Origin of the sequence: Desulfofundulus luciae (genome assembly GCF_030813795.1) — a bacterium.
GTDB classification, from domain to species: Bacteria; Bacillota; Desulfotomaculia; order Desulfotomaculales; family Desulfovirgulaceae; genus Desulfofundulus; species Desulfofundulus luciae.
In genome coordinates, this window is the sequence record NZ_JAUSUX010000029.1 from 1 (window position 1) to 24,521 (window position 24,521).

General features: G+C 52.9%; 24 protein-coding genes and 1 tRNA gene. 24 read left to right on the forward strand and 1 reads right to left on the reverse strand.

Annotated features, from left to right (window positions below; translation table 11 throughout):
- Positions 1–151: 151 nt before the first annotated feature.
- The 16 genes from J2Z49_RS12935 to J2Z49_RS13010 all read left to right on the forward strand — a co-directional run bounded on the left by J2Z49_RS12935 (position 152) and on the right by J2Z49_RS13010 (position 13,786).
- Positions 152–229 (forward strand) — tRNA-Pro (locus tag J2Z49_RS12935).
- A gap of 136 nt (positions 230–365) precedes the next feature.
- Positions 366–1,007, forward strand: a complete 642-nt coding sequence (locus tag J2Z49_RS12940; RefSeq protein ID WP_307403364.1) for an adenylate kinase — start codon at positions 366–368, stop codon at positions 1,005–1,007.
- A 69-nt stretch (positions 1,008–1,076) separates the two neighbouring features.
- Positions 1,077–1,817: a class I SAM-dependent DNA methyltransferase gene (locus J2Z49_RS12945; RefSeq protein ID WP_307403365.1), complete on the forward strand. Its 741-nt coding sequence runs from the start codon at positions 1,077–1,079 to the stop codon at positions 1,815–1,817.
- Between the two features lie 4 nt (positions 1,818–1,821).
- Positions 1,822–2,652, forward strand: coding sequence for an MTAP family purine nucleoside phosphorylase (locus tag J2Z49_RS12950; protein WP_307403366.1), 831 nt, complete (start codon positions 1,822–1,824; stop codon positions 2,650–2,652).
- A 779-nt stretch (positions 2,653–3,431) separates the two neighbouring features.
- Complete coding sequence (locus J2Z49_RS12955) at positions 3,432–4,583, forward strand: ABC transporter substrate-binding protein (RefSeq protein ID WP_307403367.1); 1,152 nt, start codon at positions 3,432–3,434, stop codon at positions 4,581–4,583.
- Positions 4,584–4,657: 74 nt separating this feature from the next.
- On the forward strand, positions 4,658–5,542 hold the full coding sequence (locus J2Z49_RS12960) for a branched-chain amino acid ABC transporter permease (protein ID WP_307403368.1): 885 nt from the start codon (positions 4,658–4,660) through the stop codon (positions 5,540–5,542).
- 25 nt (positions 5,543–5,567) lie between these two features.
- Complete coding sequence (locus J2Z49_RS12965; RefSeq protein ID WP_307403369.1) at positions 5,568–6,575, forward strand: branched-chain amino acid ABC transporter permease; 1,008 nt, start codon at positions 5,568–5,570, stop codon at positions 6,573–6,575.
- On the forward strand, positions 6,556–7,329 hold the full coding sequence (locus tag J2Z49_RS12970; protein ID WP_307403370.1) for an ABC transporter ATP-binding protein: 774 nt from the start codon (positions 6,556–6,558) through the stop codon (positions 7,327–7,329). The genes J2Z49_RS12965 and J2Z49_RS12970 overlap by 20 nt, the downstream gene beginning before the upstream one ends.
- Complete coding sequence (locus J2Z49_RS12975; protein WP_307403371.1) at positions 7,326–8,048, forward strand: ABC transporter ATP-binding protein; 723 nt, start codon at positions 7,326–7,328, stop codon at positions 8,046–8,048. Before J2Z49_RS12970 ends, J2Z49_RS12975 begins: the two co-directional genes overlap by 4 nt.
- Before the next feature lie 146 nt (positions 8,049–8,194).
- Positions 8,195–9,109 (forward strand): thioredoxin-disulfide reductase, encoded by a 915-nt coding sequence (gene trxB, locus J2Z49_RS12980; RefSeq protein WP_307403372.1) that lies wholly within the window; start codon positions 8,195–8,197, stop codon positions 9,107–9,109.
- A gap of 388 nt (positions 9,110–9,497) precedes the next feature.
- Positions 9,498–10,502, forward strand: a complete 1,005-nt coding sequence (meaB, locus tag J2Z49_RS12985; RefSeq protein WP_307403373.1) for a methylmalonyl Co-A mutase-associated GTPase MeaB — start codon at positions 9,498–9,500, stop codon at positions 10,500–10,502.
- Between the two features lie 50 nt (positions 10,503–10,552).
- Positions 10,553–11,236, forward strand: coding sequence for a metal-dependent hydrolase (locus J2Z49_RS12990; RefSeq protein ID WP_307403374.1), 684 nt, complete (start codon positions 10,553–10,555; stop codon positions 11,234–11,236).
- The gene (locus tag J2Z49_RS12995; RefSeq protein ID WP_307403375.1) at positions 11,226–11,492 is read left to right on the forward strand and encodes a hypothetical protein; all 267 of its coding nucleotides are present in this window, start codon (positions 11,226–11,228) and stop codon (positions 11,490–11,492) included. The genes J2Z49_RS12990 and J2Z49_RS12995 overlap by 11 nt, the downstream gene beginning before the upstream one ends.
- Before the next feature lie 193 nt (positions 11,493–11,685).
- On the forward strand, positions 11,686–11,853 hold the full coding sequence (locus J2Z49_RS13000; protein WP_165613191.1) for a hypothetical protein: 168 nt from the start codon (positions 11,686–11,688) through the stop codon (positions 11,851–11,853).
- A 102-nt stretch (positions 11,854–11,955) separates the two neighbouring features.
- Entirely contained in the window at positions 11,956–12,519 is a 564-nt protein-coding gene (locus J2Z49_RS13005) for a hypothetical protein (protein ID WP_307403376.1), read from the forward strand.
- 13 nt (positions 12,520–12,532) lie between these two features.
- Positions 12,533–13,786, forward strand: a complete 1,254-nt coding sequence (locus J2Z49_RS13010) for a S8 family peptidase (RefSeq protein ID WP_307403377.1) — start codon at positions 12,533–12,535, stop codon at positions 13,784–13,786.
- A gap of 39 nt (positions 13,787–13,825) precedes the next feature.
- Here the strand turns inward: J2Z49_RS13010 and J2Z49_RS13015 are convergent, their stop codons facing one another.
- Positions 13,826–14,065: a hypothetical protein gene (locus J2Z49_RS13015; RefSeq protein WP_307403378.1), complete on the reverse strand. Its 240-nt coding sequence runs from the start codon at positions 14,063–14,065 to the stop codon at positions 13,826–13,828.
- Positions 14,066–14,161: 96 nt separating this feature from the next.
- Here J2Z49_RS13015 and J2Z49_RS13020 point away from each other — a divergent pair, with 96 nt between their 5' ends.
- The 8 genes from J2Z49_RS13020 (at position 14,162) to J2Z49_RS13055 (ending at position 24,160) form a co-directional block, all read left to right on the forward strand.
- Positions 14,162–17,035 (forward strand): helicase C-terminal domain-containing protein, encoded by a 2,874-nt coding sequence (locus tag J2Z49_RS13020; protein ID WP_307403379.1) that lies wholly within the window; start codon positions 14,162–14,164, stop codon positions 17,033–17,035.
- A gap of 354 nt (positions 17,036–17,389) precedes the next feature.
- Positions 17,390–17,962, forward strand: a complete 573-nt coding sequence (locus J2Z49_RS13025; protein WP_307403380.1) for a 4Fe-4S dicluster domain-containing protein — start codon at positions 17,390–17,392, stop codon at positions 17,960–17,962.
- Positions 17,963–17,964: 2 nt separating this feature from the next.
- Entirely contained in the window at positions 17,965–18,822 is an 858-nt protein-coding gene (locus tag J2Z49_RS13030; RefSeq protein WP_307403381.1) for a CoB--CoM heterodisulfide reductase iron-sulfur subunit B family protein, read from the forward strand.
- 28 nt (positions 18,823–18,850) lie between these two features.
- Positions 18,851–20,833, forward strand: a complete 1,983-nt coding sequence (locus tag J2Z49_RS13035; protein WP_307403382.1) for a CoB--CoM heterodisulfide reductase iron-sulfur subunit A family protein — start codon at positions 18,851–18,853, stop codon at positions 20,831–20,833.
- Positions 20,824–21,294 carry a hydrogenase iron-sulfur subunit gene (locus J2Z49_RS13040; protein ID WP_307403383.1) on the forward strand — a complete coding sequence of 157 codons (471 nt, stop codon included), beginning with the start codon at positions 20,824–20,826 and terminating at the stop codon, positions 21,292–21,294. Before J2Z49_RS13035 ends, J2Z49_RS13040 begins: the two co-directional genes overlap by 10 nt.
- 8 nt (positions 21,295–21,302) lie before the next feature.
- Positions 21,303–22,262, forward strand: a complete 960-nt coding sequence (locus J2Z49_RS13045; RefSeq protein WP_307403384.1) for a Coenzyme F420 hydrogenase/dehydrogenase, beta subunit C-terminal domain — start codon at positions 21,303–21,305, stop codon at positions 22,260–22,262.
- A gap of 13 nt (positions 22,263–22,275) precedes the next feature.
- Positions 22,276–23,316, forward strand: a complete 1,041-nt coding sequence (locus J2Z49_RS13050) for a 4Fe-4S dicluster domain-containing protein (RefSeq protein WP_307403385.1) — start codon at positions 22,276–22,278, stop codon at positions 23,314–23,316.
- Entirely contained in the window at positions 23,309–24,160 is an 852-nt protein-coding gene (locus J2Z49_RS13055; RefSeq protein ID WP_307403386.1) for an FAD/NAD(P)-binding protein, read from the forward strand. The genes J2Z49_RS13050 and J2Z49_RS13055 overlap by 8 nt, the downstream gene beginning before the upstream one ends.
- Positions 24,161–24,521 lie beyond the last annotated feature (361 nt).

Consider the following 24,521-nt stretch of genomic DNA (forward strand, 5'->3'; position numbering starts at 1 on the left):
CGCTTCAGTTCCGTCTGTGACAGGGTAACCATCTCCTTCATACTGACATTTTCACTGACGGATTTTACCCTGACAATATCACAGACGGATCACAGGCTCGGGAAAAATCCTTGACTTTTCGTAAACCTTGTAGGATAATATTTTTTGCGGGCGGGATGTAGCTCAGTTTGGCTAGAGCGCACGGTTCGGGACCGTGAGGTCGCAGGTTCAAATCCTGTCATCCCGACCAGTATTTTTTATTGTGAAGGTGACCCGGGTCAGACCCGGGTTTTGTTTTTGTCGCTTGATAAACCTGTTTCCCTGGTGGGTAATCCATGCTATAATTTATATTAATTGATTACGGTTATTTTCAGGAGGGGATGGTTTTGAAACTACTCATCATGGGGCCGCCAGGGGCCGGGAAGGGTACCCAGGCCGAAATGCTGGTGAAGGAACTGAATATTACCCACATTTCCACGGGAGACATGTTCCGGGCAGCAATTAAAGAAGGTACGGAGATGGGGAAAAAAGCCAAGGAATATATGGATAAGGGCGAATTGGTCCCCGATGATGTGGTCGTAGGCATGGTGCGGGACCGCCTGCAAAAGCCCGACTGTGAGAAGGGCTTCCTGTTGGATGGATTCCCCCGAACCCTGGCCCAGGCCCAGGCACTGGATGACACTCTCCAAACCATGGGCATCCGGCTTGATGCAGTAATTAACATTGCCGTACCCCGGGACAAGCTTATGGCTCGCCTCACCGGCCGCCGGGTTTGCCGCGGTTGCGGCGCCAGCTATCATATCCTGTTTAACCCACCCCAGGTGGAGGGCAAATGCAATAGCTGCGGCGGTGAGCTCTACCAGCGCAGCGATGACAACGAGGAAGCTGTAGCCAACCGCCTGGATGTTTACGAAGCCCAGACCCAACCATTAATTGATTATTACGCCGACAAGGGACTGCTCAAAAATATTAACGGTGACCAGGAAATTAAAAAGGTGCTGGAAGACATTCTGGCCAGCCTAAAATGATAAATTTTCAAAGCCCCCGGAATTTCACCGGGGGCACATTTAACTTAATTTTTGTGAAAGGAAATGGTTATGCAGTGCTATGCCGGTCTGGCACACATTTACGATTTTTTAGTGGCCGGGGTGGACTTTGAGGGCTGGGCTGATTACCTGGAGGAAATTCTACTGAGATTTAACTTTCACCCCCGTACGATCCTGGATCTGGCCTGTGGTACGGGGAATACCACCCTGCCCCTGGCCCGCAGGGGTTACCGGGTCATGGGATTGGATCTTTCCCCGGCCATGGTTGCCATTGCCAGAGAGAAGGCTGCAAAACAGGGGTTGGCGGTAAATTTCTTTACCGCCGATATGCGTTCTTTTCAGCTTAAGGAACCGGTAGACTTAATTACCTGCTTTCATGATGGATTAAACTATCTAGTAGACTACAGGGATCTGAAAAAGACCTTCCGACAGGTGAGAAAAAATCTTACGCCCGGTGGACTGTTCGTTTTTGATTTAAATGCCATTCGATGGTTGGCTGGCACCACCCCTGAAGTAACCGTAGTGAACGAACCGGATATGACCCTAATCTGGCAGAGCTGCTACCGGCCCGTAAATTGCAGCTGGGAAGTTCAGCTCACCGCCTTTGTCCGGGAAGGGGAATACTATTATAAATTTACCGAACAACACGTGGAGTACGGCTACACACCGGAGCAAATACAGCAGGCCTTGCAAGCCGCGGAACTTAAGCACCTCGCTTCCTACGATGCCTTTTCCTTTAACCCCATTCATACAGAAAGCCGGCGTCATTTTTATGTCGCCCAAAGGAGTTGATTGCGTGTCCGCACCAGACATCCCCCGAGTGGAGTTTGCCATCATTGGCGGGTCAAGTACCTTTAGCTTAAATTTCCCTGAAGACCTGGGTGCTCCCGATGTCCAGGTTCTGGCTGAAAAACTGGTTTTCCCCACGCCCTACGGGGACAGTCCTCCCTTAAAGTTGTTTACCCTCGGGAAGAAAAAAGTGTTAACCGCAAAAATGCACGGCTGGCGCCGGGGGACAAGCCGGGGCAGGGCCTCCCAACAACTCTTCTGGGTGCTGCGGGAAGCAGGTGTAAAGAGAATTTTAGCCGAGGGCGGGGTAGGATCCATCAACCACCTGCTTAAGCCCCGGGATATTCTGGTTGCCTCGGATTACCTGGACTTTTCCATGCGCAAAGACGTGGGCCTCGATGGTGAATTCCTGCTCACCATGCGCCAGCCCGTTTGCCCCGTCCTCCGGGACGCCCTGATCAACGCGGCCGAAAAAAGTACGCCGGGACGGGGGCGCATTTTTGACCGGGGAATTTATGCCGTCACCGACGGACGTCATTTTGAAAGCCCGGCCGAGATAGCCATGTTGGGACGCTTAGGAGCCGATATAGTGGGGCAGAGCATGTGCCCCGAGGTTTATCTGGCCAGGGAAATTGGTGCCTGCTACGGCCGGGTGGATATAGTGACCAACTACGCCGAGGGTGTGGTCAGTGAATGGGAGCACCGGGAACTAGCCGATATTTTTTATCGTGAAGCGCACCGCATGGGGGGCATTCTCCTGGAGGCTATGCGCCAAATCGATGCCCGGCAGGAATGTGGTTGTGCAAATTTACGCCATCCCACCCTGCTTAAGGAATAAATTACCAGACAAAATAGCCGGGTGCATTTAATATAGTTTTTAATGTAATCGGGGTACAAGGAGGTGGATGGGCAAGAGAAAAGGATTCCCTGCCACAATTAATAAATTGTCCAGAAATCTCCAAAAAACTATGGAAAAAGCTCTGTGGAGCGCCAATAAAGGCGCTCCAAAATTTTTATCCTCCCACATGGAGAGATAAAAAGGATTTTTGAAGATTTTGTGGAATTAACTTACCGTTTAGTTAAAAAACATGATTACCAGCCAAAACAAAGGGGAGGTGACGGTGCCCGGGAGGTTCATAGCAGTTACTGATAAACCAACAAATATTAAAAAAGCATAATAACTAAATGCAAAAATGGTTAAGATGCCGCGAGTGTTCAGAGGAGCAGCCCGAGGCGGTAAGCCGATGAACGGGATACCAGCGGCATTTCCTGGGGAAGGAAAAGGGATGACCCGAAAGGCATGTGTACCGAGTAGGCGACCGCGTTTAGCCGGTATCGTTAAAACCGGTAGGCGCTCTAACAGAGCGGCGTCTGCGGCGGCGAGCACGCCGCCTCTACTCCAGTCAACCTGCGGGCCTGGGGTACGGGAACGGATAGCCGTTCCGTGGACGCACCGGGTGAGACTCCCGGGCCGAGGCCTCCCTGTCGCTTCAGCCCGCTCCCAGGAGTGGGCAAATCCAATCCAGAAAGGAGCGAAAACCTGGTCATGGGGAGGCCGGGTTCACAAAAACTAACAGTTGTTAGGTTTTGTGAGCTTTTTTGAACCAGGTACGACCCGTGCGTAAGAAATTATGGTCCATTCTTTTAGTTGTAGTGCTCAGTTTGGCCCTGGTGGTTACGGGCTGTGGCGGCCAAGGCGCCTCGGGGGAAAAGGTGATCAAGATCGGGTTTATTGCCCCCTTGACCGGCGATGTAAAGACCTTTGGCGAATCGGCCCAGAAAGGTTTTGACCTGGCTTTAGAACAGGCCGGTTACAAGGCGGGGGATTTTAAAATTGAACCCGTAAAAGCTGATGATCGTAACGACGCCACGGAAGCTGTCAACGTTGCCACCAAACTGATTACCCAGGATGGCGTCAAGGCCATTGTAGGTTCCCTTACTTCCTTAACCACCATTCCCATTTCCAAGTTTGCCAATGATAACAAGGTGGTCTTGATTACCGGCACGGCTACCAGCCCCAAGGTTACTGTAGACGAGGGTAAGCGCAAAGAATATATCTTCCGGGCCTGTTTCATTGACCCCACCCAGGGTACTGTGGCAGCCAAGTTTGCCCTGGAAAAACTTAAGCTAAAAACTGCCGCCATCCTTTATGACCAGGGTAACGACTATACCATTGGCCTAGCCAACAACTTCAAGGAAGCCTTCACTGCCGGTGGAGGACAAGTACTGGCCATGGAAGCCTATGCCAAGAATGACACCGATTTCTCCGCAGTGCTGACCAACATTGCCAAGAAAAATCCCGACATTCTCTACCTGCCGGACTACTACCAGAAGGTCAGCCTGATAGGCCAACAGGCCAGGGATAAAGGCATCAAGGCCGTATTTATCGGCGGCGACGGTTGGGACTCCAGCGACCTCGATTACAAGACCATGGAAGGCGGTTATTTCACCAACCACTACTCCGCACAAGATCCCAGGCCCGAGGTACAAAACTGGGTCAAGCAGTTTAAGGAAAAGTACGGTCAAGAGCCCGACGCTTTTGCTACTCTGACCTACGACGCCACCAACCTGCTGCTCAATGCTATTAAGACCGCGAATAGCGATGACCCGGCCAAGATTAAAGAAGCCTTGCAGAACACCAAGGACTTCTCCATCGTAAGCGGCGAGAAAGTTTCCTTCGACGAGAACGGCAACCCGATTAAGCCGGTAACCATACTCAAAATAGAGGGCGGCAAGCAGAAGTTCGTCACGGCCATCAAGCCCAATTAAAACGGCAACAGAAAGCGGGGAGGCGGGAAACCCCTCCCCGCCTTCAGATTGGTGACTGCAGGAGGTTCAGTAGAGTGGAGCATTTCCTGGAACAGGTGTTGAACGGCTTACAACTGGGACTCATGTACGCCCTGATTGCCCTGGGCTACACCATGGTTTACGGAGTGGTGCAACTGATTAACTTCGCCCACGGTGACGTCTTTATGGTGGGGGCTTTTCTTGGCTACTTTGGCTTTGCCGTATGGGGGTTGCCCCTGCCCGTGGCCATACTTACGGCCATGGTAGCCTGTGCCCTGCTCGGGGTGATCATTGAACGGGTAGCTTACCGTCCCTTGCGTTATGCTCCGAAAATTGCCGCCCTGATTAGCGCCATCGGTGTATCGCTCTTTTTAGAGTACTTCAGCAGCCTTAAGTTCGTATTTGGCCCCAATTACCGGGTGGTGCCGCGACCCTTTCCTGAAGTACAGTGGAATATTGCCGGCCTCTCCGTCAGCAATATTCAAGTGATCGTTTTTGTGGTTGTTCTGTTCATGCTTATCCTGCTCCAAATACTAATTTACCGTACGAAAACTGGTATGGCCATGCGCACGGTGGCCGTAGATCATAACGCCGCCCGGCTGATGGGCGTAAATGTGGATACCACCATATCCATTACCTTCGCCATCGGGTCGGCCTTTGCCGCCCTGGGAGGTGTTTTATACGCCATTGCCTATCCCCAGATTCACCCCTTCATGGGTATCATGCCCGGTTTAAAGGCCTTTACCGCCGCCGTACTGGGCGGAATCGGGATCATTCCGGGAGCAGTACTGGGCGCGCTTATTATGGGTCAGGTGGAAATCCTGACTTCCGCCTATATATCTTCCCAAATGCGAGATGCCATTGCCTTTGCCATTTTGATTCTGGTTCTCCTAGTCCGGCCTACGGGGCTGCTGGGCCGTACGGAAACAGAAAAAGTATAACGTCATAAAGCAGGTGAAGGGGCAGATGAAATTATCACGCAACACGTTTTTCTTCTTTGCAGGGGCAGCGTTCTCCTTTGCCCTGGTCAAAGCCATGCAATTGAGTGGGATGCTTACTCCCTACTGGCAACTGGTGCTGGACCAGGCCCTGATTATTGTCATCGGTGCCCTGGGGCTTTCCATCATCTACGGCTTCACGGGGCAGTTTTCCCTGGGCCACGCAGCTTTTTACGGTCTGGGAGCTTATACGGCGGGAGCCCTGGACAAGGTCTATGGAAACGGCAATATGCTGTTTTTCTTTCTATCCCTCCTGGCCGGGGCTGCGGTAGCAGGTCTGGTAGCATTGCTGATCGGCATGCCCATTTTAAGGTTGCGTTCCGACTACCTGGGCATCGCCACCCTCGGGTTTGGTATTATTGTTAGAGTAGGCATGGAAAACGGCAACAAGCTGTTCCCGGTGCTGGGCGGAGCCACGGGGATGAGCGGCACACCCCAGGTAGCCGACTTCGATCTGATCTTTATCCTGACGCTGATTGTAATTCTGCTGGTGCGTAATTTCATTTTTTCTACTTATGGTCGTGCCTGCACCTCCATCCGGGAAGATGAAATTGCTGCCGATGTAATGGGCATTGACACCACCCGTTACAAGGTCATGGCCTTTGTCCTGGGCTGTGCCCTAGCGGGCCTGGCCGGAGGCATTTACGCCCACCGTTATCCCTTTTTGCACCCGGCCAGTTTTGATTTCCTGAAATCCTTTGACTTCCTCCTCATTGTGGTGCTGGGCGGGCTGGGAAGCATGACGGGCACTATTGTCACGGCAGTGGGCTGGGTCTTCTTGCTGGAAGTTCTGCGTGTGGTCCTGGGACAAAACTTTATTGACTGGCGCGGAGTTATTTACGCCCTCATTCTAGTCGTTTCGATTATCGTTAGACCCCAGGGTCTTTTCAGCGGCAAGGAATTGCGGTTATTAGTCCCTGATCATCTGAAAATGGTGACCGGAAAGGAGCACACCCATGCCGGTTCTGGAAATTAGTAACATGTCCAAAGCCTTTGGCGGCCTCAAAGCAGTGAACAATTTTAGCTTAAGACTGGATGAGGGAGAGATTGTCGGCCTCATTGGCCCCAACGGTGCGGGCAAAACCACAATTTTCAATCTGATCACTGGCCTTTATAAACCAACCGCTGGTACCATACATTTCTGTGGAGAAGATATTACAGGCCTGCCGCCTTTTAAGATTTCCCAGCGGGGCATAGCGAGGACATTTCAAAATATTCGTCTCTTCAAAGGAAATACGGTGCTGGACAATGTGCGGGCAGTGTTTCATCCCCGCATTAAATATAACTTTTTTGATGCCCTTTTACGAACGCCCCGGTATAACGCTGAAGAAGCAAGGGTTACCCGGGAAGCAATGGAACTGCTGGAGGCATTAAACCTGGCCCACCGGGCAAATGAAAAGGCAGCCAACCTGGCTTACGGGGATCAACGGCGGCTGGAAATTGCCCGGGCGCTGGCCACGCACCCCAAACTACTGCTCCTGGACGAACCGGCGGCGGGAATGAACCCGGCAGAAGTGAAGCGCATGGTGGAGTTGGTCCGCTACATCAAGGAGAGATTTAAACTGACGGTATTACTAATTGAACACCAGATGGGTATGGTTATGAACCTGTGCGAGCGGCTTGTGGTCATGGACTTTGGACAAATTATTGCAACAGGTACGCCCCTGGAAATCCGAAACAACCCGGTGGTTTTGGAGGCCTACCTGGGCAAGGGGGCGACGGTGGCTTGATCCTGGAAGTAAAAGACCTTGAAGTTTATTATGGTTCCATCCGTGCATTACAGGGGATTTCCTTTTACGTCGAGAAAGGGGAAATAGTTACCCTTATCGGAGCCAATGGCGCGGGAAAATCCACCACCCTGCGTACCATCTCGGGGCTGTTAATTCCCCGCCAGGGAGAAATCTATTTCCAGGGCAAAAAAATAAATCGTACCCCGGCCCACCAGATAGTGAGAATGGGCATTTCGCATGTGCCGGAAGGGCGGCAAATATTCCCCAATCTCACCGTCATGGAAAACCTTTTGATGGGAGCCTACACCCGCCGTAACCGGGCCGAGGTACAGGAAAGCCTGGAAGAAGTATTGAAACGTTTTCCCCGTTTACGGGAACGGGCCAAACAACTGGCCGGCACCCTGTCCGGCGGGGAGCAGCAAATGCTGGCCATGGGCCGGGGATTAATGAGCAAACCCACTTTGCTTATTCTAGACGAACCGTCCATGGGCCTGTCGCCCCTGCTGGTAGAAGAGATCTTTGAGATTATCAAGAACATCAACCAACAGGGAACTACTGTGCTCCTGGTGGAACAAAATGCCTATATGGCATTGCAGATAGCTCACCGGGCGTACGTGCTGGAAACAGGTCGCATTGTCTTAAGCGGTACTTCAGCAGAAGTACAGGCCAACCCGCAAATACGGAGCGCCTATCTGGGCGAAGTGGAGGAGGGGTCTTAAAACAGGTGGGATGTCATCCGCAGGGCTCAAATGCCTTTGAAATGTGCCCGTAGGATGTTATGTACCACGCGCTCAATTAAAGTTACCAAGACAAACAGACTTAAGGTATGCTTAAAAACAGTTTTGTATCTTCGGGGGGTGACCTAATGTACGACGTAGCCATTATCGGAGGTGGCCCGGCAGGATTAACGGCCGGGATTTATGCTGCACGGGCAAAACTCAAAAGTTTGTTAATTGAACGGGGTATGACCGGTGGCCTGGCAGCTACCACGGAATTTATTGAAAATTATCCGGGTTTTAGCGAAGGCATTGGGGGCCCGGAATTGATGAGCCGGATGGAAGCCCAGGCCAGGCGTTTTGGCCTGGAAATCCTTAACTCTAATGTTGAAGCCCTCAAAAAAGAAAACCTGAACTTCGCAGTAAAGACAGAGGACACTGAGATCATGGCCCGTACGGTCATCGTGGCCACCGGGGCGCAACCCCAAAGATTAAACGTCAGGGGTGAAGAAACTTTTCATGGCCGGGGGGTCTCTTATTGTGCCACCTGTGACGGGGCCTTTTTCAAAGACAAACGCGTGGCGGTAGTGGGCGGTGGAGACGCAGCAGTAGAGGAGGCCATGTTTCTTACCAAATTTGCCACCCGGGTGTTTATCATTCACCGGCGCGGTGAATTAAGAGCCACCAAAATCGTGCAAGAGCGGGCCCGGCAAAACCCGCGCATAGAATTTATCTGGCACAGCATAGTGGACGAAATCATGGGCAAGGAAACTGTCACCGGTGTACGCATTAAAGACGTGCGCACCGGCCAAACCAGCGAATTGCCCGTTGATGGGGTGTTCATCTACATTGGGTACAGCCCCAATTCTTCTATAGTGAAAGAGCTTGTTAAGCTGGATGAACGGGGCTATATCCTCACCGACGCAAACATGCAGACCAGCTGTCCCGGCCTTTTTGCCGCGGGCGACGTCCGGCAAAAGTCCCTGCGCCAGGTAGTCACCGCCGTGGCCGACGGCGCTATCGCGGCAGTCAGTGCGGAAAAGTATCTGGAACAAAACCGCTAAAAAGACAAAAAAAAGCTGTATCTGTCGATACAGCGGAGAAAGGGAGAGGAGATTAGGTTGTTTTCATCCTCTGCCCTTATTGTACCCATTACTCCGGGAGCAGAAAAGCTTTGCCGGCCAAACGGTTAGATTTGCTTCCTTAGCGGAAAATAACAGCTCTTACAGTTCAGCGCCCCCCTCGTTTTATGGCGGGCCCTATTTTTTTCCTCGCAGTTACCATTCAGCAGCTCATAAAAACCATCTGGCTGATACCTGCAACATTCCGGCTGCCCCGGGTAGTAAAAGTTTTCCGGGTAGTAAAAGTTTTTATAATTTCCCCTTTTTACACAACAATAGATGCCGTGGGGTGGGTTTTTCAGTTATAATAAAAAGGGGGGAGGGGTACGAATTGAAGGATGTAGCAAGCCTGATAGAAAGATTTCGGGCCGGCGACCCCAGAGCACTGGCGCGGGTAATCAGTTTCCTGGAAAATGAAGAGCCTGTGGTTGAACATATTATGGAACAGATTTATCCCCTAACGGGCCAGGCGTATATAGTGGGTATTACCGGTTCCCCGGGTGCAGGCAAAAGCTCTCTGGTGGACTGTCTTACCACCCTATTGCGCCAGAAAGGGGAAACCATAGGCATTGTTGCAGTGGATCCTACCAGCCCTTTCACTGGCGGGGCACTGCTGGGAGATCGTATAAGAATGCAAAACCACGCCACCGACCGGGGCGTATTCATACGGAGCATGGGCACCCGGGGGAACCTGGGTGGACTGGCCCATACCACCGGCGAAGTGGTTAAAGCGATGGATGCTTTTGGCTTTTCCTGGATTATCGTCGAAACAGTGGGGGTAGGCCAGGCCGAACTGGATATTATGCACCTGGCAGATACCACTGTGGTGGTGTTAACCCCAGGGGCCGGGGACGCCATTCAGACCATTAAGGCTGGCATTATGGAAATAGCCGATGTCTTTGCCATCAATAAGTGCGATTTACCGGGGGCAAATAAAATTGCCGCCGAAGTGGAAATGATGCTGGACATGCAGGAGGGCCGTTTAAACTGGCGACCTCCGGTGGTGAAGACTTCTACCCTGGATGGACGGGGGGTAGCTGAACTACTTGCAGCCATTGAAAGCCACCGGCAGTACCTGCTCCAGGATAAAACCCTCGGGGAAAGACGATGGTTCCGGGCACGAAACGAAACCCTGGAACTGGCACAATACCTCTGGCAGCGCATTATCACCCAGGAGCTGGAATATATTAATCCCATTCTGGATGCAGTTGCCAGGAGGGAAAAAGACCCTTACCGGGGAGCACGGGAGATAACTAAATACTTGCTGGAGAAGTATCACCAAAAACTGGCATCAGGGAGTGAAATAGATACCCCAGAAGGAAAGGTTGGGGTATAATAATCTATAATATTCAATATTTTCTAGCGGAAAGGAGTGGATGTTGCCAGATGAAGGTTACCTTTTTGGGTCACGCAGCCTTTCTCCTGGAGGGTGAGGCAACGGTATTGATTGATCCCTTTATTACCGGTAACCCGGTGACCACCGTTCGGGCAGAAGACCTGCACCCGGACCTGATCCTGGTCAGTCATGGTCATGGCGATCACCTGGGGGACACAATTGAAATCGCTAAAAGATCCGGCGCAACGGTAGTTTCAGTTTTTGAACTGGCCAGTTATTGCAGCCGTCAAGGTGTACAGGTCCACGGCATGCATATTGGGGGCAGCCATCAATTTGGTCCGGTAAAAGTAAAGTTAACGCCCGCATGGCACGGTAGCGGACTGATTACCAACGGGCCGGCTGAATATCTCGGCACCCCCTGTGGCTTTGTTTTTACCCTGGACGGAAAGACCATTTACCATGCCGGAGACACCGGACTATTTGGAGACATGGCCATGGTGGGGCGCCTGCATCCCATTGACCTGGCCCTGTTGCCCATCGGAGATAATTTCACCATGGGCCCCGAAGACGCCCTGGAAGCAGTACACCTGATTAAGCCAAACCTGGTCATTCCGATGCACTACAATACCTGGCCCCTGATTGAGCAGGATCCGCAGGAATTCAAGCGGGTGGTGGAAGCACAAACACCGGCGCGGGTAATCATTCTCGCCCCAGGGGAGAGCTATGAAGTCTAATCAACAACCGGACCCGGCCTGGATGCGGGAACAGGGACAAAAGCTCCTAACATTGTTTAACCAGGCCCTGAACCAGCTGCAGGCGCTCCCACCTGACCCGCAACTGGCCAATTACGCAGCCTTCCTTCACGGGCAAATTTACGGCCTGGCCATTGCCCTACATTTTCTCTTCCCGGGGTCCGGCAATCTGGGGGAAAAGGCCGCTTTAATGGTAAGACCCGTTCTTACCGAACACCGGTGTGAATGTAAAGGTTAAAGGGGAAGGTGCAAGAGGAGGTTTACCTGAACGGTAGCCCCCTCTTTTTTGTTTCTCTTTTTTCCTTTCTTTGAAAAAATTGTCTTAACAGCGTCACACCATCTTTGTTTTCCTCATATTATGAACCAGAACGATGCACCCGGGTGTCGTTCAGAAACGAAAAATCTAATACCATACAAAGGAGGAATTTACGATGCCCGATGTGGTGGAAAAACCGGAAGTGGGGACCAAGGCTACTAGCGTCACAGAAGTTTTTGCGGGTATTTTCTTGATTCTAATTGGCCTTTTGTTGATCAGGTTCGGGTTCTTCTTCGCCGGTGCTCTGGTTGCCGTGGTAGGACTGGTTGTCCTGGCCTTTTAAAGCCGGCATGCTACCGGTGCCCGTGAGGAACCTTTTCCTAACCAGGAGGGCTACACCAGTGTAGCCCTCCACCCGCATCTTAGATGAAAGGATGTGCAGAGTGTGAGCTACGAAAAGCCCATCCACGAAGCTCTCGATGACCTGGTGGAAAAACTGGAAAGCCTGCAGGCAGAAAAAAGCGGTCAGATTGAAGATACCGGAAAAGTGTCGGCCAGCCTGGACCGCCTGGCGGAATTAATTGCCGATCTTGAAGTACAGCGTTCACGGGAAAATAAACTGACCCAGAAGCTAGAAGTAGTTATTAATCAACTGGAACGCCTTACCAAGGAACCTCTTTTTCGTTCTGAAGCCCAAAAAAAGGATCTGGAGCTCACACTGCGCAAGATTATCGCCGGCACCAGAACAGTAGGCCAGGTAATTGAAATCATCGCCAACAGTGTACAGATCATGTTTGATTCCATACTGAAAACCTTCAACGACTTCAAGGTAACCGCCAATCAAAATACTCGCAGCGGTAAGGGCAGTTCCCTGGATCTGGCCAGGGTTCTGGAGCCCATGAACACCTTTTTAAGGAGCCTGGCTACCAACATGGAAAAAAAAAGTAACTCCGAACCAACGGCAGGCTCGGAAGATACCCCGGCTGTTAGCGGCAGCAAGCAGGTGTAGGGAGATGGAGCCAATGAAGCTTTTTGCACGGCAAGAAAAACTCTCCAGCATAATACTTTTTAAAAAACCCTCTTTTGACGGGAAGGAGTTGCGCAGGGAATACCAGGATCTTCTCCGTAAACATGGTGCCACCCGCATTGAACCTCTGCCTTTGGTAAATGGCGTAGTTTGTAATTTTTCCTTGGGGATCCAGCTCCAGGCCCTGAGAGAAGAGGAAGAAGTAGCTGTCCTGGAAGAAAATCTCCAGGTAAAACTGCACCCCTTCGAGGTACAATCAAAAAATATCTTCCTGGAACAGGAGAGTTACCAGATCATCCCCTGGGGCATTCACCGCATTGGAGCCGACCGGCTCTGGTCCCAGACCACGGGAGAAGGTATGAAAGTAGCCGTTTTAGATACGGGAATTGACCTGCACCACCCCGACTTACAGGAAAATATTGTCGGGGGCGTGAATTTTGTGGAACCCCACCTCCCCCCCCAGGATGATAACGGCCACGGCAGCCACGTGAGTGGCACCATTGCAGCCGTAAAAAATAACTATGGTGTGGTGGGTGCCGCTCCCGGAGCCAAACTTTACGCCGTAAAGGTTCTCAACCACAAAGGTGAAGGTTATTTCGCCGATGTAATCCGGGCTCTTGGGTGGTGTCTGGAACAGGGCATCCAGGTGGTTAACCTGAGCTTCGGCTCCAATACTCCCAGCAAGGCCCTGTATGAGGCCATCCGTCAAGTAACCGACAAGGGAATGATCGTGGTGGCTGCAGCCGGTAACGACGGTACCACCCGTTCAGTTGATTATCCCGCCGCCTATCCGGAAGTAGTGGCGGTAGGTGCGATTGATGAACAAAACCGCCTGGCCTCCTTTAGCAGCCAGGGGCCGGAAATTAATCTGGTCGCCCCGGGAACACGTATACTTTCCACCGGAAACGGGGGGTTATTCTGGCGTTTAAGCGGTACCTCCATGGCTACTGCTCACGTCAGCGGGACAGTGGCCTTAATATGGTCCCTGGCACCCCAACTAAACTCCGGTCAAATCCTGCGAATCCTTTATTCCTCGGCAGAAAAACTGCCTGATTTGACTCGTGAACAGCAGGGTGTGGGAATGGTACGGGCGGATCTGGCCAGCAAAAAACTAAGCCGGGGGAAAGGAGAAGAACTGGAAACCCCGGCAATGGAAACAACCGGTGCCGATCAGGTACATGAACCAGGCCACCGTTTCCCACCCCTGCACTTTGGCCCTTTGTTTCGGGAACCAGTGAGGGAAGAATAAAAAGAGGGGGGTAGCTTCCAAAGCTACCCCCAATTTATTTTAACCTTTACCCTGCTGATTCATTAACCGCATCACACCTGCCAGCAATTGATTTAGTGCCTGATTATCCTTCTCATTAAGGGACTGACGCATATATTCCATGGCATTACTAAAAAAACCCATCAAAGCTGCCGGATCAACACTGGCCTTTAACTGTTCCAGTGTGGCCGGATCGATGTTCTGGAGCAGATTACGCAAGGGTTCGGGCAACATGCCTAAATCCAAAGGTGTTTTTTCCATCTATTCTTCCCCTCCTTATAATTTGATAATATATATATGTGTGCGCTTATTTTTTTGCCCCCATCCCAGAATTCGAAAAGGGGAGAGTGTTGCGCGGTGCCACATTCGGTGGTAGTTTGTGATGTGGAAACTACGGGTTTGAATCCTCAACATAATGAAATCATCGAAATAGCTCTCCTCCGGCTGGAAGAAGGAGAAATAACCGGGCAATTCCACAGTCTCGTCCGCCCGCGACAACGGGTCCCGGTAACCATCCACCGTCTCACCGGTTTAAATGAGGAACTTCTGGCCACTGCCCCGTCGCTGGACGAGGTGTTACCATCAGTGATGGATTTCCTTGGCAACAGCTCCCTGATGGGTCATAACGTATCCTTCGACAGGGATTTCCTGCAAGCCGCGGCGGGCACCCCGATTGCAGCTCAGCTTTTTGACACCAGGGAACTGGCCCGCATCCTTTTACCCAACGCCCCTGGCTTCCGACTGGCCGACCTTTGCCGTTTTTTGGGGATAGAACAAAGGCGCGTCCACCGGGCACTGGATGACGCCCTGGCCACGGTCTCCCTTTATCGCCGGCTACTCGATAAGGCCGCGGAAATGGAGGGGCAGGTGTTGTTATACCTGGCCGCCTTTTTGCAGCGGGCCGGATCGGCCTGGGCAGACGAAATAGGCCAGTTGGCCTGGCAATCCCGCTCAAGGAAGATTACCCGTCCCGCCCTCTTTTTGCCCCCTGAACCGGAAGAAACACAGGAACCGGTTTGCCCGCGAAACCTTCCTCAATCCTCCCGGGAACTGGCCGCATTGCTGGAGCCCGGCGGTCCCCTGGCTCTCCACCTGGAGAGTTACGAATACCGCCCGCAACAGGCACGCATGGTAGAAGCGATAACCCGGGCCCTGGAGGAAGAAAAATTTTTGCTTATGGAAGCCGGCACGGGAACGGGAAAATCCATGGCCTACTTAATCCCGGCATTTTACTGGTCCCTCTCCCGGGGGCAGCGTGTCCTTATTGCTACGCGAACCATTAACCTGCAGGAACAGTTATGGCAAAGGGATATCCCCCTGGTGAAAGCGGCCCTCGGCTGGTCCTGCCGCGCGGCACTGGTTAAAGGCAGGCAAAATTATCTGTGCCTGCGGCGCTGGTTAAATACCCTGCAGACCCGTGACTGGACTGCTGCGGAAGCAGCTTTCTATGCCCGCATACTGGTCTGGACACAAGAAACCACCACCGGGGACAGGAGCGAACTCAATCTTTCCAGTTTGGAGCAGGAACTCTGGCAGGAACTATGTGCCGATAGTGAAGCCTGCCTGGGCTCCCGTTGCCGGTGGTTCGCCCGGGCCTGTTATGTTTCCCGAGTCCGGGGCCAGGCTGAGAGGGCTAACCTGATTATTATCAATCATTCTCTCCTCTTTTCCGATGTGCGGGCTGAAAACCGCGTACTTCCAGAATATGCTGCTCTGGTGGTGGACGAAGCGCATCATCTGGAAGACGCGGCCACTGAACAACTGGGGCGCGCAATTTCGCGCACCGTGCTCTTCCGCTGGTTAAACAAGCTCAACAGGCTCCTGATCCGCTTGAGCGAACTGGCACCACCCCGGGGCGATTCTTCCTGGCTTTCCAGCCTCCAAAAGGTCCGGGATGCCAGCCACAGGGTATTCCAGGGGGCGGAGTCGTTCTTTAACGCCTTGCAGCACCTGGTAATCCGGCAAGCTTCCATTCAACAAAAAGAAAATACGCGCAGGTACGTCCTCCGCTTACAACCGGGCTTAGAGGGTGATATCACTGTCGAGCTGCAATCGGAACAGGCAAACCTCCTTTTCTGTCTCAAGGACTTGTTGACCGGCTTGAAAAAGCTTGTAGATCACCTGGAATCCAGCCAGATAGAAGATGAGAGCTGGGCCGGCCCGACCTGGGAGCTATCATTCCATACCACAGAGGGTACCAGGATGGTAGCGGACCTGGAATCCATTCTTCAGGGTACCCTGGAGAAAAACGTTTACTGGGTCGAAGTACATGAAGGAGGGGAAAAGACCAGCTGCAGCCTGCGGGCCGCGCCAATTCAGGTAAATAAAATACTTTACGAGCACTTGTATCAAAGTAAAAAATCAATCATTTTCACCTCGGCAACCTTAACGGTCGAAGAATCGTTTGAACATTTTATGGAACGTACCGGTTTGGACCTTATTCCTCCCGAACGTGTAGTAACCATGCAGGTGGACTCACCATTTCGGTACGAATCCCAATCCCTGCTATGCATTGTGAGAGGGCTGCCTACTCCCGGAGAAGGGGCCGAAGATATATACTTCGCCACCCTGGCAAGTACGCTCCTGGACCTGGCTGAAATTACGGGAGGTCGCATGCTGGTCCTATATACCTCCCACCGGGCACTGCAGGAAACCTATCGCCGGTTAAAGCCCGCATGTGAAGAAAGGGATATCTGTCTCCTCGGCCATAATCTTGACGGCAACCACTGGCAACTTGTGGAGGAATTTCGCACTTCTGAAAGGGCTATCCTAATGGGAGCGTCCAGCTTCTGGGAAGGTGTGGACATTCCCGGACCGGCTTTAAGCTGTGTGGTCATGGTCAAACTCCCCTTTTGGGCTCCCCAGGTTCCAGTAGTGGAAGCACGCCTGGAAGAGCTGGCCTCCCAGGGGAAGGATGGTTTCAGCCATTTCAGCCTCCCCCAGGCCATTATTCGCTTTAAACAGGGCTTTGGCCGGCTAATCCGGACAGCCCAGGACCGGGGTGTAGTGGTGGTTTTAGATGGACGCCTGCTGGACAAAAAATACGGCCGCCATTTTTTGCATTCTCTACCTTTAAAAAGCCACATCCAGGGAAACCGCCACCTAATTATGAAGCGGATTGCCCACTGGTTTGCCCACCCCGGCAGTCAGCCCAACTGGCTTGCGATCAACCAACCCGAAGATGTAGAGCGATTTGCTTCTTCCAGTCAACAAAAGAAATTTAATCTCTAAAACTGTCACATTTCGGCTAGCGGCACATACTATATTAAGGACCAACAAAGTAAAGGGGTGAGTTGTCTTGCGCGTGTATTTCGTGCGGCTGCCATCCTTCATAAGAGCCCTTTTGCTGAGGGTTTGGAAATAGGATCGGGGACAGGCCAGAAACCTGTCCTTTTCTTGTTCCCCCTTTTGTAGTATTGTGATCTCCGTCATTTTCCGAACGGAGATTTTTTTATACTTTAAAGAGGATTTATCACTCAGGTGTCGAAAGTATATCTTAAAAATCACATAGCATTTATTGTTTTAGCGAAATTGACCCCTATCATATTCGAAAAGGGGCAAGTTCTTTACAAAAGAGGGATTGAGATGGAAACTATCAGACTCAACGAAAGTGAAGATAGGGATTTTATCGAGCGTGTATCCCGGGAAAGCGGACAGGCAGTGGAAAATTGTTACCAGTGCGGGAAGTGTACCGCCGGTTGCCCGGTGGCCTTTGCCTACGACTTAATGCCCCACCAGGTAATGCGTATGATACAAATGGGATTAAAAGAAGAGGTACTCCGTTGCCAGAGCATCTGGCTCTGCGCTTCCTGCGTTACCTGTACGGTCCGTTGCCCCCGGAAGATTGATGTGGCGATGGTAATGGATACCTTGCGGATTATGGCCCGGCGCAAGGGCATGGTACCCCCGGGCAGGGGACGCAACGTAGCCGTGTTCAACAATAATTTCCTAGGGTCCATTCAAAAGTACGGGCGGTTGTTTGAATTTGCCACCATGGCCATGTTCAATCTTAAAACCGGCCAGCCTTTCCGGGAAGCCAATACGGGGCTAACCATGTTAAGGCGGGGCAAGTTAAAGTTATCGGTAACAAAACCACGGGGACTGGAAGAAATTAACCGTATTTTTGAAAAAGTACGCCAGGCGGAAAAGGAGGTTTAAACGTGAAGTTTGCCTATTATCCCGGTTGCAGTTTGGAAACCAGCGGGAAGGAATACGATCTTTCCACCCGGGCGGTAAGTAAACACCTGGGTATTGAACTTACGGAGGTCCCCGACTGGAGTTGCTGCGGGGCTACGGCCGGACACAGTACGAGCCACCTTCTGGCCCTGGCCTTGCCCGCCCGCAATCTGGCCCTAGCCGAAGAAACAGGTCTCGACGTAACCGCACCCTGTGCTGCCTGTTACCAGCGCCTGGCCCTGGCCTGCCACGAATTGAACCAGAACCCCCAGCTGCGGGAAAAAGTCAATGAAATTACAGGGCGGCCTTTTCACGGCAAGATTAAGGTGATATCCATCCTGGAAGTGATCAGTTCCGTTGGTTTGGAGCAAATTCGGGCCCAGGTAGTGAAGCCCTTAAAAGGGCTGAAAATTGCCGCCTATTACGGCTGTCTTTTAGTGCGGCCCCGGGCCATCCAGATCGATGATCCCGAAAACCCGCAAATTATAGAGCAAATCATGCAGGCCGCCGGAGCGGATACGGTGGACTGGCCGCATAAGACCGAATGCTGTGGGGCTTCCCTGGCGGTAAGCAATGAAGAAGTAGCTATTCCCATGGTTTCCCGTATCCTGAAGGCGGCGGCATTTTCCGGTGCCAATTGCCTGGTGTGCGCCTGCCCCCTGTGCCACTTCAACCTTGACATGCGCCAGTTAAAGGTTAACCGACTCCGGGGAACCAATTATCACTTACCGGTATTTTATTTCACCCAGCTTTTGGGGGTGGCCATGGGTTTGAATCCGCAGGACTTGAGCCTGCATACCCATTTTGTAGATACCGGCCAGGTACTTAAACTGGTTGGTTAGACTATCACCGACAAGGAGCGATAGAAGTATGCAGCGTATCGGCATCTTTGTCTGCTGGTGTGGTTTAAACATCGGCGCGGTGGTAGACATGTCCCGGGTAGTGGAAGCAGTTTCCAAATTTCCGGGAGTGGTATACGCCACCGACTACAAGTACATGTGCTCTGAACCCGGGCAGGAAACAATTATCCAGGCAGTGCGGGAACACCGCCTGGACCGGGTGGTGGTAGCCTCCTGTTCCCCCCGTCTCCACGAAGCCACCTTTCGCAAAACCCTTGCCCGGGCTGGATTGAACCCCTATCTTTTAGAAATGGCCAATATCCGGGAACAGTGCGCCTGGGTACACCAACGGGAGCCAGAAAAAGCCACCCAGAAAGCCATCGAATTAATCCGCCGGGCCGTATCCAAGGTAAGCAAGCTGGAACCCCTTTTTGAATCCACCATTCCCGTCACCAAGCGGGCGCTGGTCATCGGCGGCGGCATTGCCGGTATGCAGACCGCCCTGGACATTGCCGACGCCGGTTACCAGGTCATCCTGGTGGAAAGGGAGCCTACCATTGGCGGGAAAATGGCCATGCTGGATAAAACTTTTCCCACCCTGGATTGTTCGGCCTGAATTATCACGCCCAAGATGGTTGCTGCGGCGCAGCACCCTAATATAACCCTGTTTACTTACGCCGAAGTAGAAAAGGTAGAAGGTTATATCGGCAATTTCGAAGTGACCATCAGGCAAAAAGCCCGCTCCGTCGACCATAGCAAATGCACCGGATGCGGCACCTGCTGGGAGAAATGTCCCACCAAGGTGTTAAGCGAGTACAATTTGGGATTGGGAATGCGCAAGGCCATTTACATCAGCTTTCCCCAGGCTGTACCCAACAAACCCGTTATCGACCGGCAACACTGCAGACAGTTTACCAGGGGTAAATGCGGCGTCTGCCAGAAGGTTTGCCCGGCACAAGCAATCGATTACCAGCAGGAAGATCAGTTAGTCAAGGAACAGGTGGGCGCCATTGTTGTGGCCACCGGTTACGACCTGTTTGAATGGGAGCAGGCCTACGGCGAATACGGTTACGGGCGCTATCCCGATGTAATCAGCGGGCTGCAATTTGAAAGGTTGAACAACGCTTCCGGGCCAACGGGAGGCAAGATTTTAAGGCCCTCCGATGGGAAGGAACCGAAAAACGTGGTTTTCATCAAGTGCGTAGGTTCCCGGGATGCGGCCAAAGGTAAGGAATACTGCTCCCGGACCTGCTGCATGTACACGGCCAAACACGCTCACCAGGTGCTGGAAAAAATCCCGGGTTCAAAGGTCTATGTCTTTTACATGGATGTCCGGACCCCCGGTAAGGCCTACGAGGAATTTTACCTGCGCACGGTCCATGAAGGTGCCCGGTATATCCGCGGCCGGGTATCTAAAATTTACCCCGAAGGTGACCACCTGGTGGTCATGGGTGTGGACACCCTTTTGGGCCGGCCGGTAGAAGTAGCCGCGGATCTGGTGGTGCTGGCCACGGCCATGGTACCCAGCAAAGGATCGGCCGAAATTGCCCGCATTGTGGGCTTTTCCACCGACCAGGACGGATTCTTTATGGAAAGCCACCCCAAACTGCGGCCGGTGGAAACCAATACCGCGGGAGTCTTCCTGGCCGGAGCCTGCCAGGGACCTAAAGATATCCCCGATACCGTTGCCCAGGCCAGCGCGGCCGCGGCAAAGGTATGTGCATTGTTCTCCCGCAGCGAGATGGCCGTGGACCCCATGATTGCCCACGTCAACCAGGCCCTTTGTTCCGGTTGCCTGGAATGCAAAAACGTCTGTCCCTACCGGGCCATTGAAACGGCAACGGTCACCGAACGGGTGGGCGGTAAAACGGTGGAACGCACGGTGGCCAGTGTTAACACCGGACTGTGCCAGGGATGCGGCGCCTGTACCGTAGCCTGCCGGGCCGGGGCAATCAACGTCAAAGGCTTTACCAATGAGCAGGTACTGGCGGAGGTGGACGCACTGTGTCTGTAACAGAACAATGGGAACCTAAAATCATCGGCTTTTGTTGTAACTGGTGCAGTTATGCCGGCGCCGATCTGGCGGGCGTTAGCCGTTTGAACTATCCCACATCAATCCGGGTGATCCGGGTGCCCTGTTCGGGAAGGGTTAATCCTGTTTTCATCCTGCGCGCCTTCCAGAGGGGGGCTGACGGTGTGCTGGTGAGCGGGTGACACCCGGGGGACTGCCACTATGTTAGTGGCAACTATCATACGCGGCGGCGCTACCTTATTTTTAAGCGCCTGCTGGAATACGTTGGCTTCGAACCGGGACGCTTCCAGGCCCGCTGGATCAGCGGCTCCGAAGGGGCTAAGTTTGCCCAAACAGTGGAGGATATTACGGCACAAATTAAAGCCCTGGGACCGAATACCAAGATGAGACAGAAACCAGTGCCGAAACCTGCTGATATTTCCACCGGGGTGAGGGTGGAATGAGTGAACTAATGAAAATCCAAGAAAATTTGAGGGAGACAGCCCGGAAATTGTTAGCCGATGGGGAGGCCAGCCTGGTGATCGGTTATGCCCCGGGCAGTGAAGTAAGCCGGGTAGTTCCCGCCTTCATCAGCCGGGAAGATGAGGTGGACCGGCTGGTCTGGAATCCCCTCTGTATCAATAATCTTGCTAAATACCTGCTGGATTACCGTCATGAACCGGGGAAAGTGGCGGTGGTAGTCAAGGGCTGTGATTCCAGGGCCATCAATCGCCTGCTGCAGGATAACCAGATCACCCGGGAAAAGGTGATCATCCTGGGCATACCCTGCCCGGGCCTGATCAACCCGGATCTGGTGGCGGCCCGCCTTGACCCGGGAGCACAAATTACGGTTGCAGCCGTCAGTGAGCAAGACTTTTCTTTGCAGACAGAGGAGGAAACTTTCACTTTTACCCGGGACGAGGCCCTGCTCAAGAAGTGCCGGGACTGCGAACAACACACCCCGGTAATTGCCGATTTTATGCTCGGGGAAGAAATACCGCCTAACGATCCGGCGGATCCCTTTGTCGCAGTAAAAACGCTGGAAGAACTACCGGTAGAAGAAAGAAGCGCATACTGGGATAAACAGTTCAGCCGGTGCCTGCGGTGTTATGCCTGCCGCAATGTTTGTCCGGCTTGCACCTGCCGGGAATGTGTCTTTGACCAGGCGGAACCCTGCTGGGTGGCCAAAGCCAATAACCTCTCGGAGAATACTGCTTTTCATCTCATCCGGGCCTTTCACGTGGCCGGACGATGCGTGGATTGTGGTGAGTGCGACCGGGTATGCCCGGTAAATATACCTCTTTCGCTCCTCAACCGGAAGATATTGAAGGACATCAAGGACCTGTTCAACGTCCCCACCCCAGGTACCAGTCTGGAGGAACTGCCGCCCTTAGGGGCATTTACCAAATCCGATCCCGATGAATTTATGTAGAAGGTGACGCCCGATGAAAGCATACACCATTACCAGGGATAATTTAGGGGCCTGGCTCGATGCCCTGGCCAGGGATTACACCTTGATCGCTCCCGTCAGGGAGGAAGAGACCGTTTCTTTATTTAAACCCGTAAGGGGCTTTGCTGAGATAAACCTGGGTTATACCAATAGCACGGTATCCCCAAAGGGCTGGCTTTTCCCCCAGACGGAAGAAATGTTTTTCTTTTCCACCGGCGGTGGTCAGATTACCCTCGCGGACGCGCAAACTCCCGGACCGGCCGTACTGTTTGGCCTTCGCCCCTGCGACATTAAAGGGATCCTGGCTCTAGATCCGGTTTTTAACGGTGCCTACCAGGACTGCTACTACCAGAAGCGCCGCCAGGATACCATTCTGGTGGGTCTATCCTGTACCCGGGTGGAACGCCACTGCTTTTGTACTTCCATGGGAGGAGGTCCCACCGACGGGGGAGGAGCCGACCTTTTATTAACAGAGATGGACGATGGTTACGGCATCGAGGTGCTAACCCCCCGGGGAGAGGAACTGGTCAATAGGTACCAACAGTACTTTGACGCTGACCGGGAAAACCGGGTAATTCCGGCTCGTGAAGAACTGGGCAAAAAGTTAGCGGGGCAGTTTACCCGTAATGTAGACACTACCGGCGTAAAAGAATTCCTGGATCAACACTTTGAATTACCTTACTGGGGTGAGCTTGCCCGCCGCTGCCTAGGCTGTGGTATCTGCACCTACATCTGCCCGACCTGTCACTGCTTCGATATCTTCGACCAAAGCCCGGATGGGGAGTTGGGAGTGCGGTCGCGCTGCTGGGATTCCTGCATGTTCAGCCACTTTACCCGTATGGCTGGCGGACACAACCCCCGGCCCACCCAAAAGGAACGGGTACGCAACCGTTTTCTGCACAAACTGAAATACCACCGGGACCGCTACAACCTGGACGGATGTGTTGGTTGTGGCCGCTGCGTCACCAGGTGTCCGGTAAACATTGACATCCGCCAGATCATTGCCGACCTGCAGGAGGTGGCCAGGCATGACTAAGTGCCACTGTCGCAACCCTTTAAAGCCTTATCCAGCCACCATCGTGAAAATTATCGATGAAACCCCGGACGTGAAAACCTTCCAGATGGTGTTCGATGATCCGGCAGTAATGGAAAGCTTCAGGCAAAAGCCGGGCCAGGTGGCCCAGCTTTCAGTGTTTGGTGTGGGGGAGGCTACCATTTCCATTACTTCCTCACCCACCAGGAAGGGCATCCTGGAGTTTAGCGTGAAAAAGGTGGGCATGCTGACCAGTGCCCTGCATCGCCTGGAACCGGGCAGCAAGGTGGGTATCCGCGGTCCTTACGGCAACCACTTTCCGTACGAGGTAATGAAGGGCAAGGATCTTTTGTTCATTGGCGGTGGTATTGGCCTGGCTCCCCTGAGAGCACTAATTGATTTCGTGCTGGCCGAGGAAAACAGGGGAGACTACGGAAAGATAGATATTATCTACGGTGCCCGGTCTATGGACGACCTTTGTTTTAAATACGACATCCTGGATCGCTGGCCCCAAATGCCGGGCACTACCGTCTACACCACCATTGACCGGGCCGAGCCGGGCTGGGAGGGGCATGTAGGGTTTGTCCCGGCCTACCTTGAGGAAATCAATCCCTCCCCGGAAAACAAGTATGCCATTACCTGTGGCCCGCCCATCATGATCAAGTTCGTGCTGCAGGCCCTGGAAAAGATGGGTTTTTCCGACGACCAGGTGATCACAACCCTGGAACTGAAGATGAAGTGCGGCATTGGCAAATGCGGCCGTTGCAACATCGGCAGCAAGTACGTGTGCCTGGACGGGCCCGTATTTTACTTGAGCCAGCTAAAACAGTTGCCGCCGGAATTTTAACATGCGCTTAAGGTCCCAGCCTCTGAACAGCCAACGAAGTGGCCTCTTGAAATCGGGCAGCCAGTAGCCCGGTACACCGGGAAAAATTGGCCCTTTACTGTAAAAACCCCGTGATGGCTAAGGGCGGGCGGTTGTCCGGCTCCCTGCAAGAACGGGGGTGAGGTGCCGCTCAAGGTATTGAGCGGCAGTCTTCGGAAGAATCGAGTAGGAGGGGGCGGCTAGCCCCCGTCCTCTCACACCACCGGACATGCGGGTCCGCATCCGGTGGTTCACCAAGCTTGACGAAGATAAGAATAGCGTTCGGTTAAGCTCATCAGGCCCTGGGATTGCCAGTAGGCGTTGCCCAGGGCTCTATTCATTG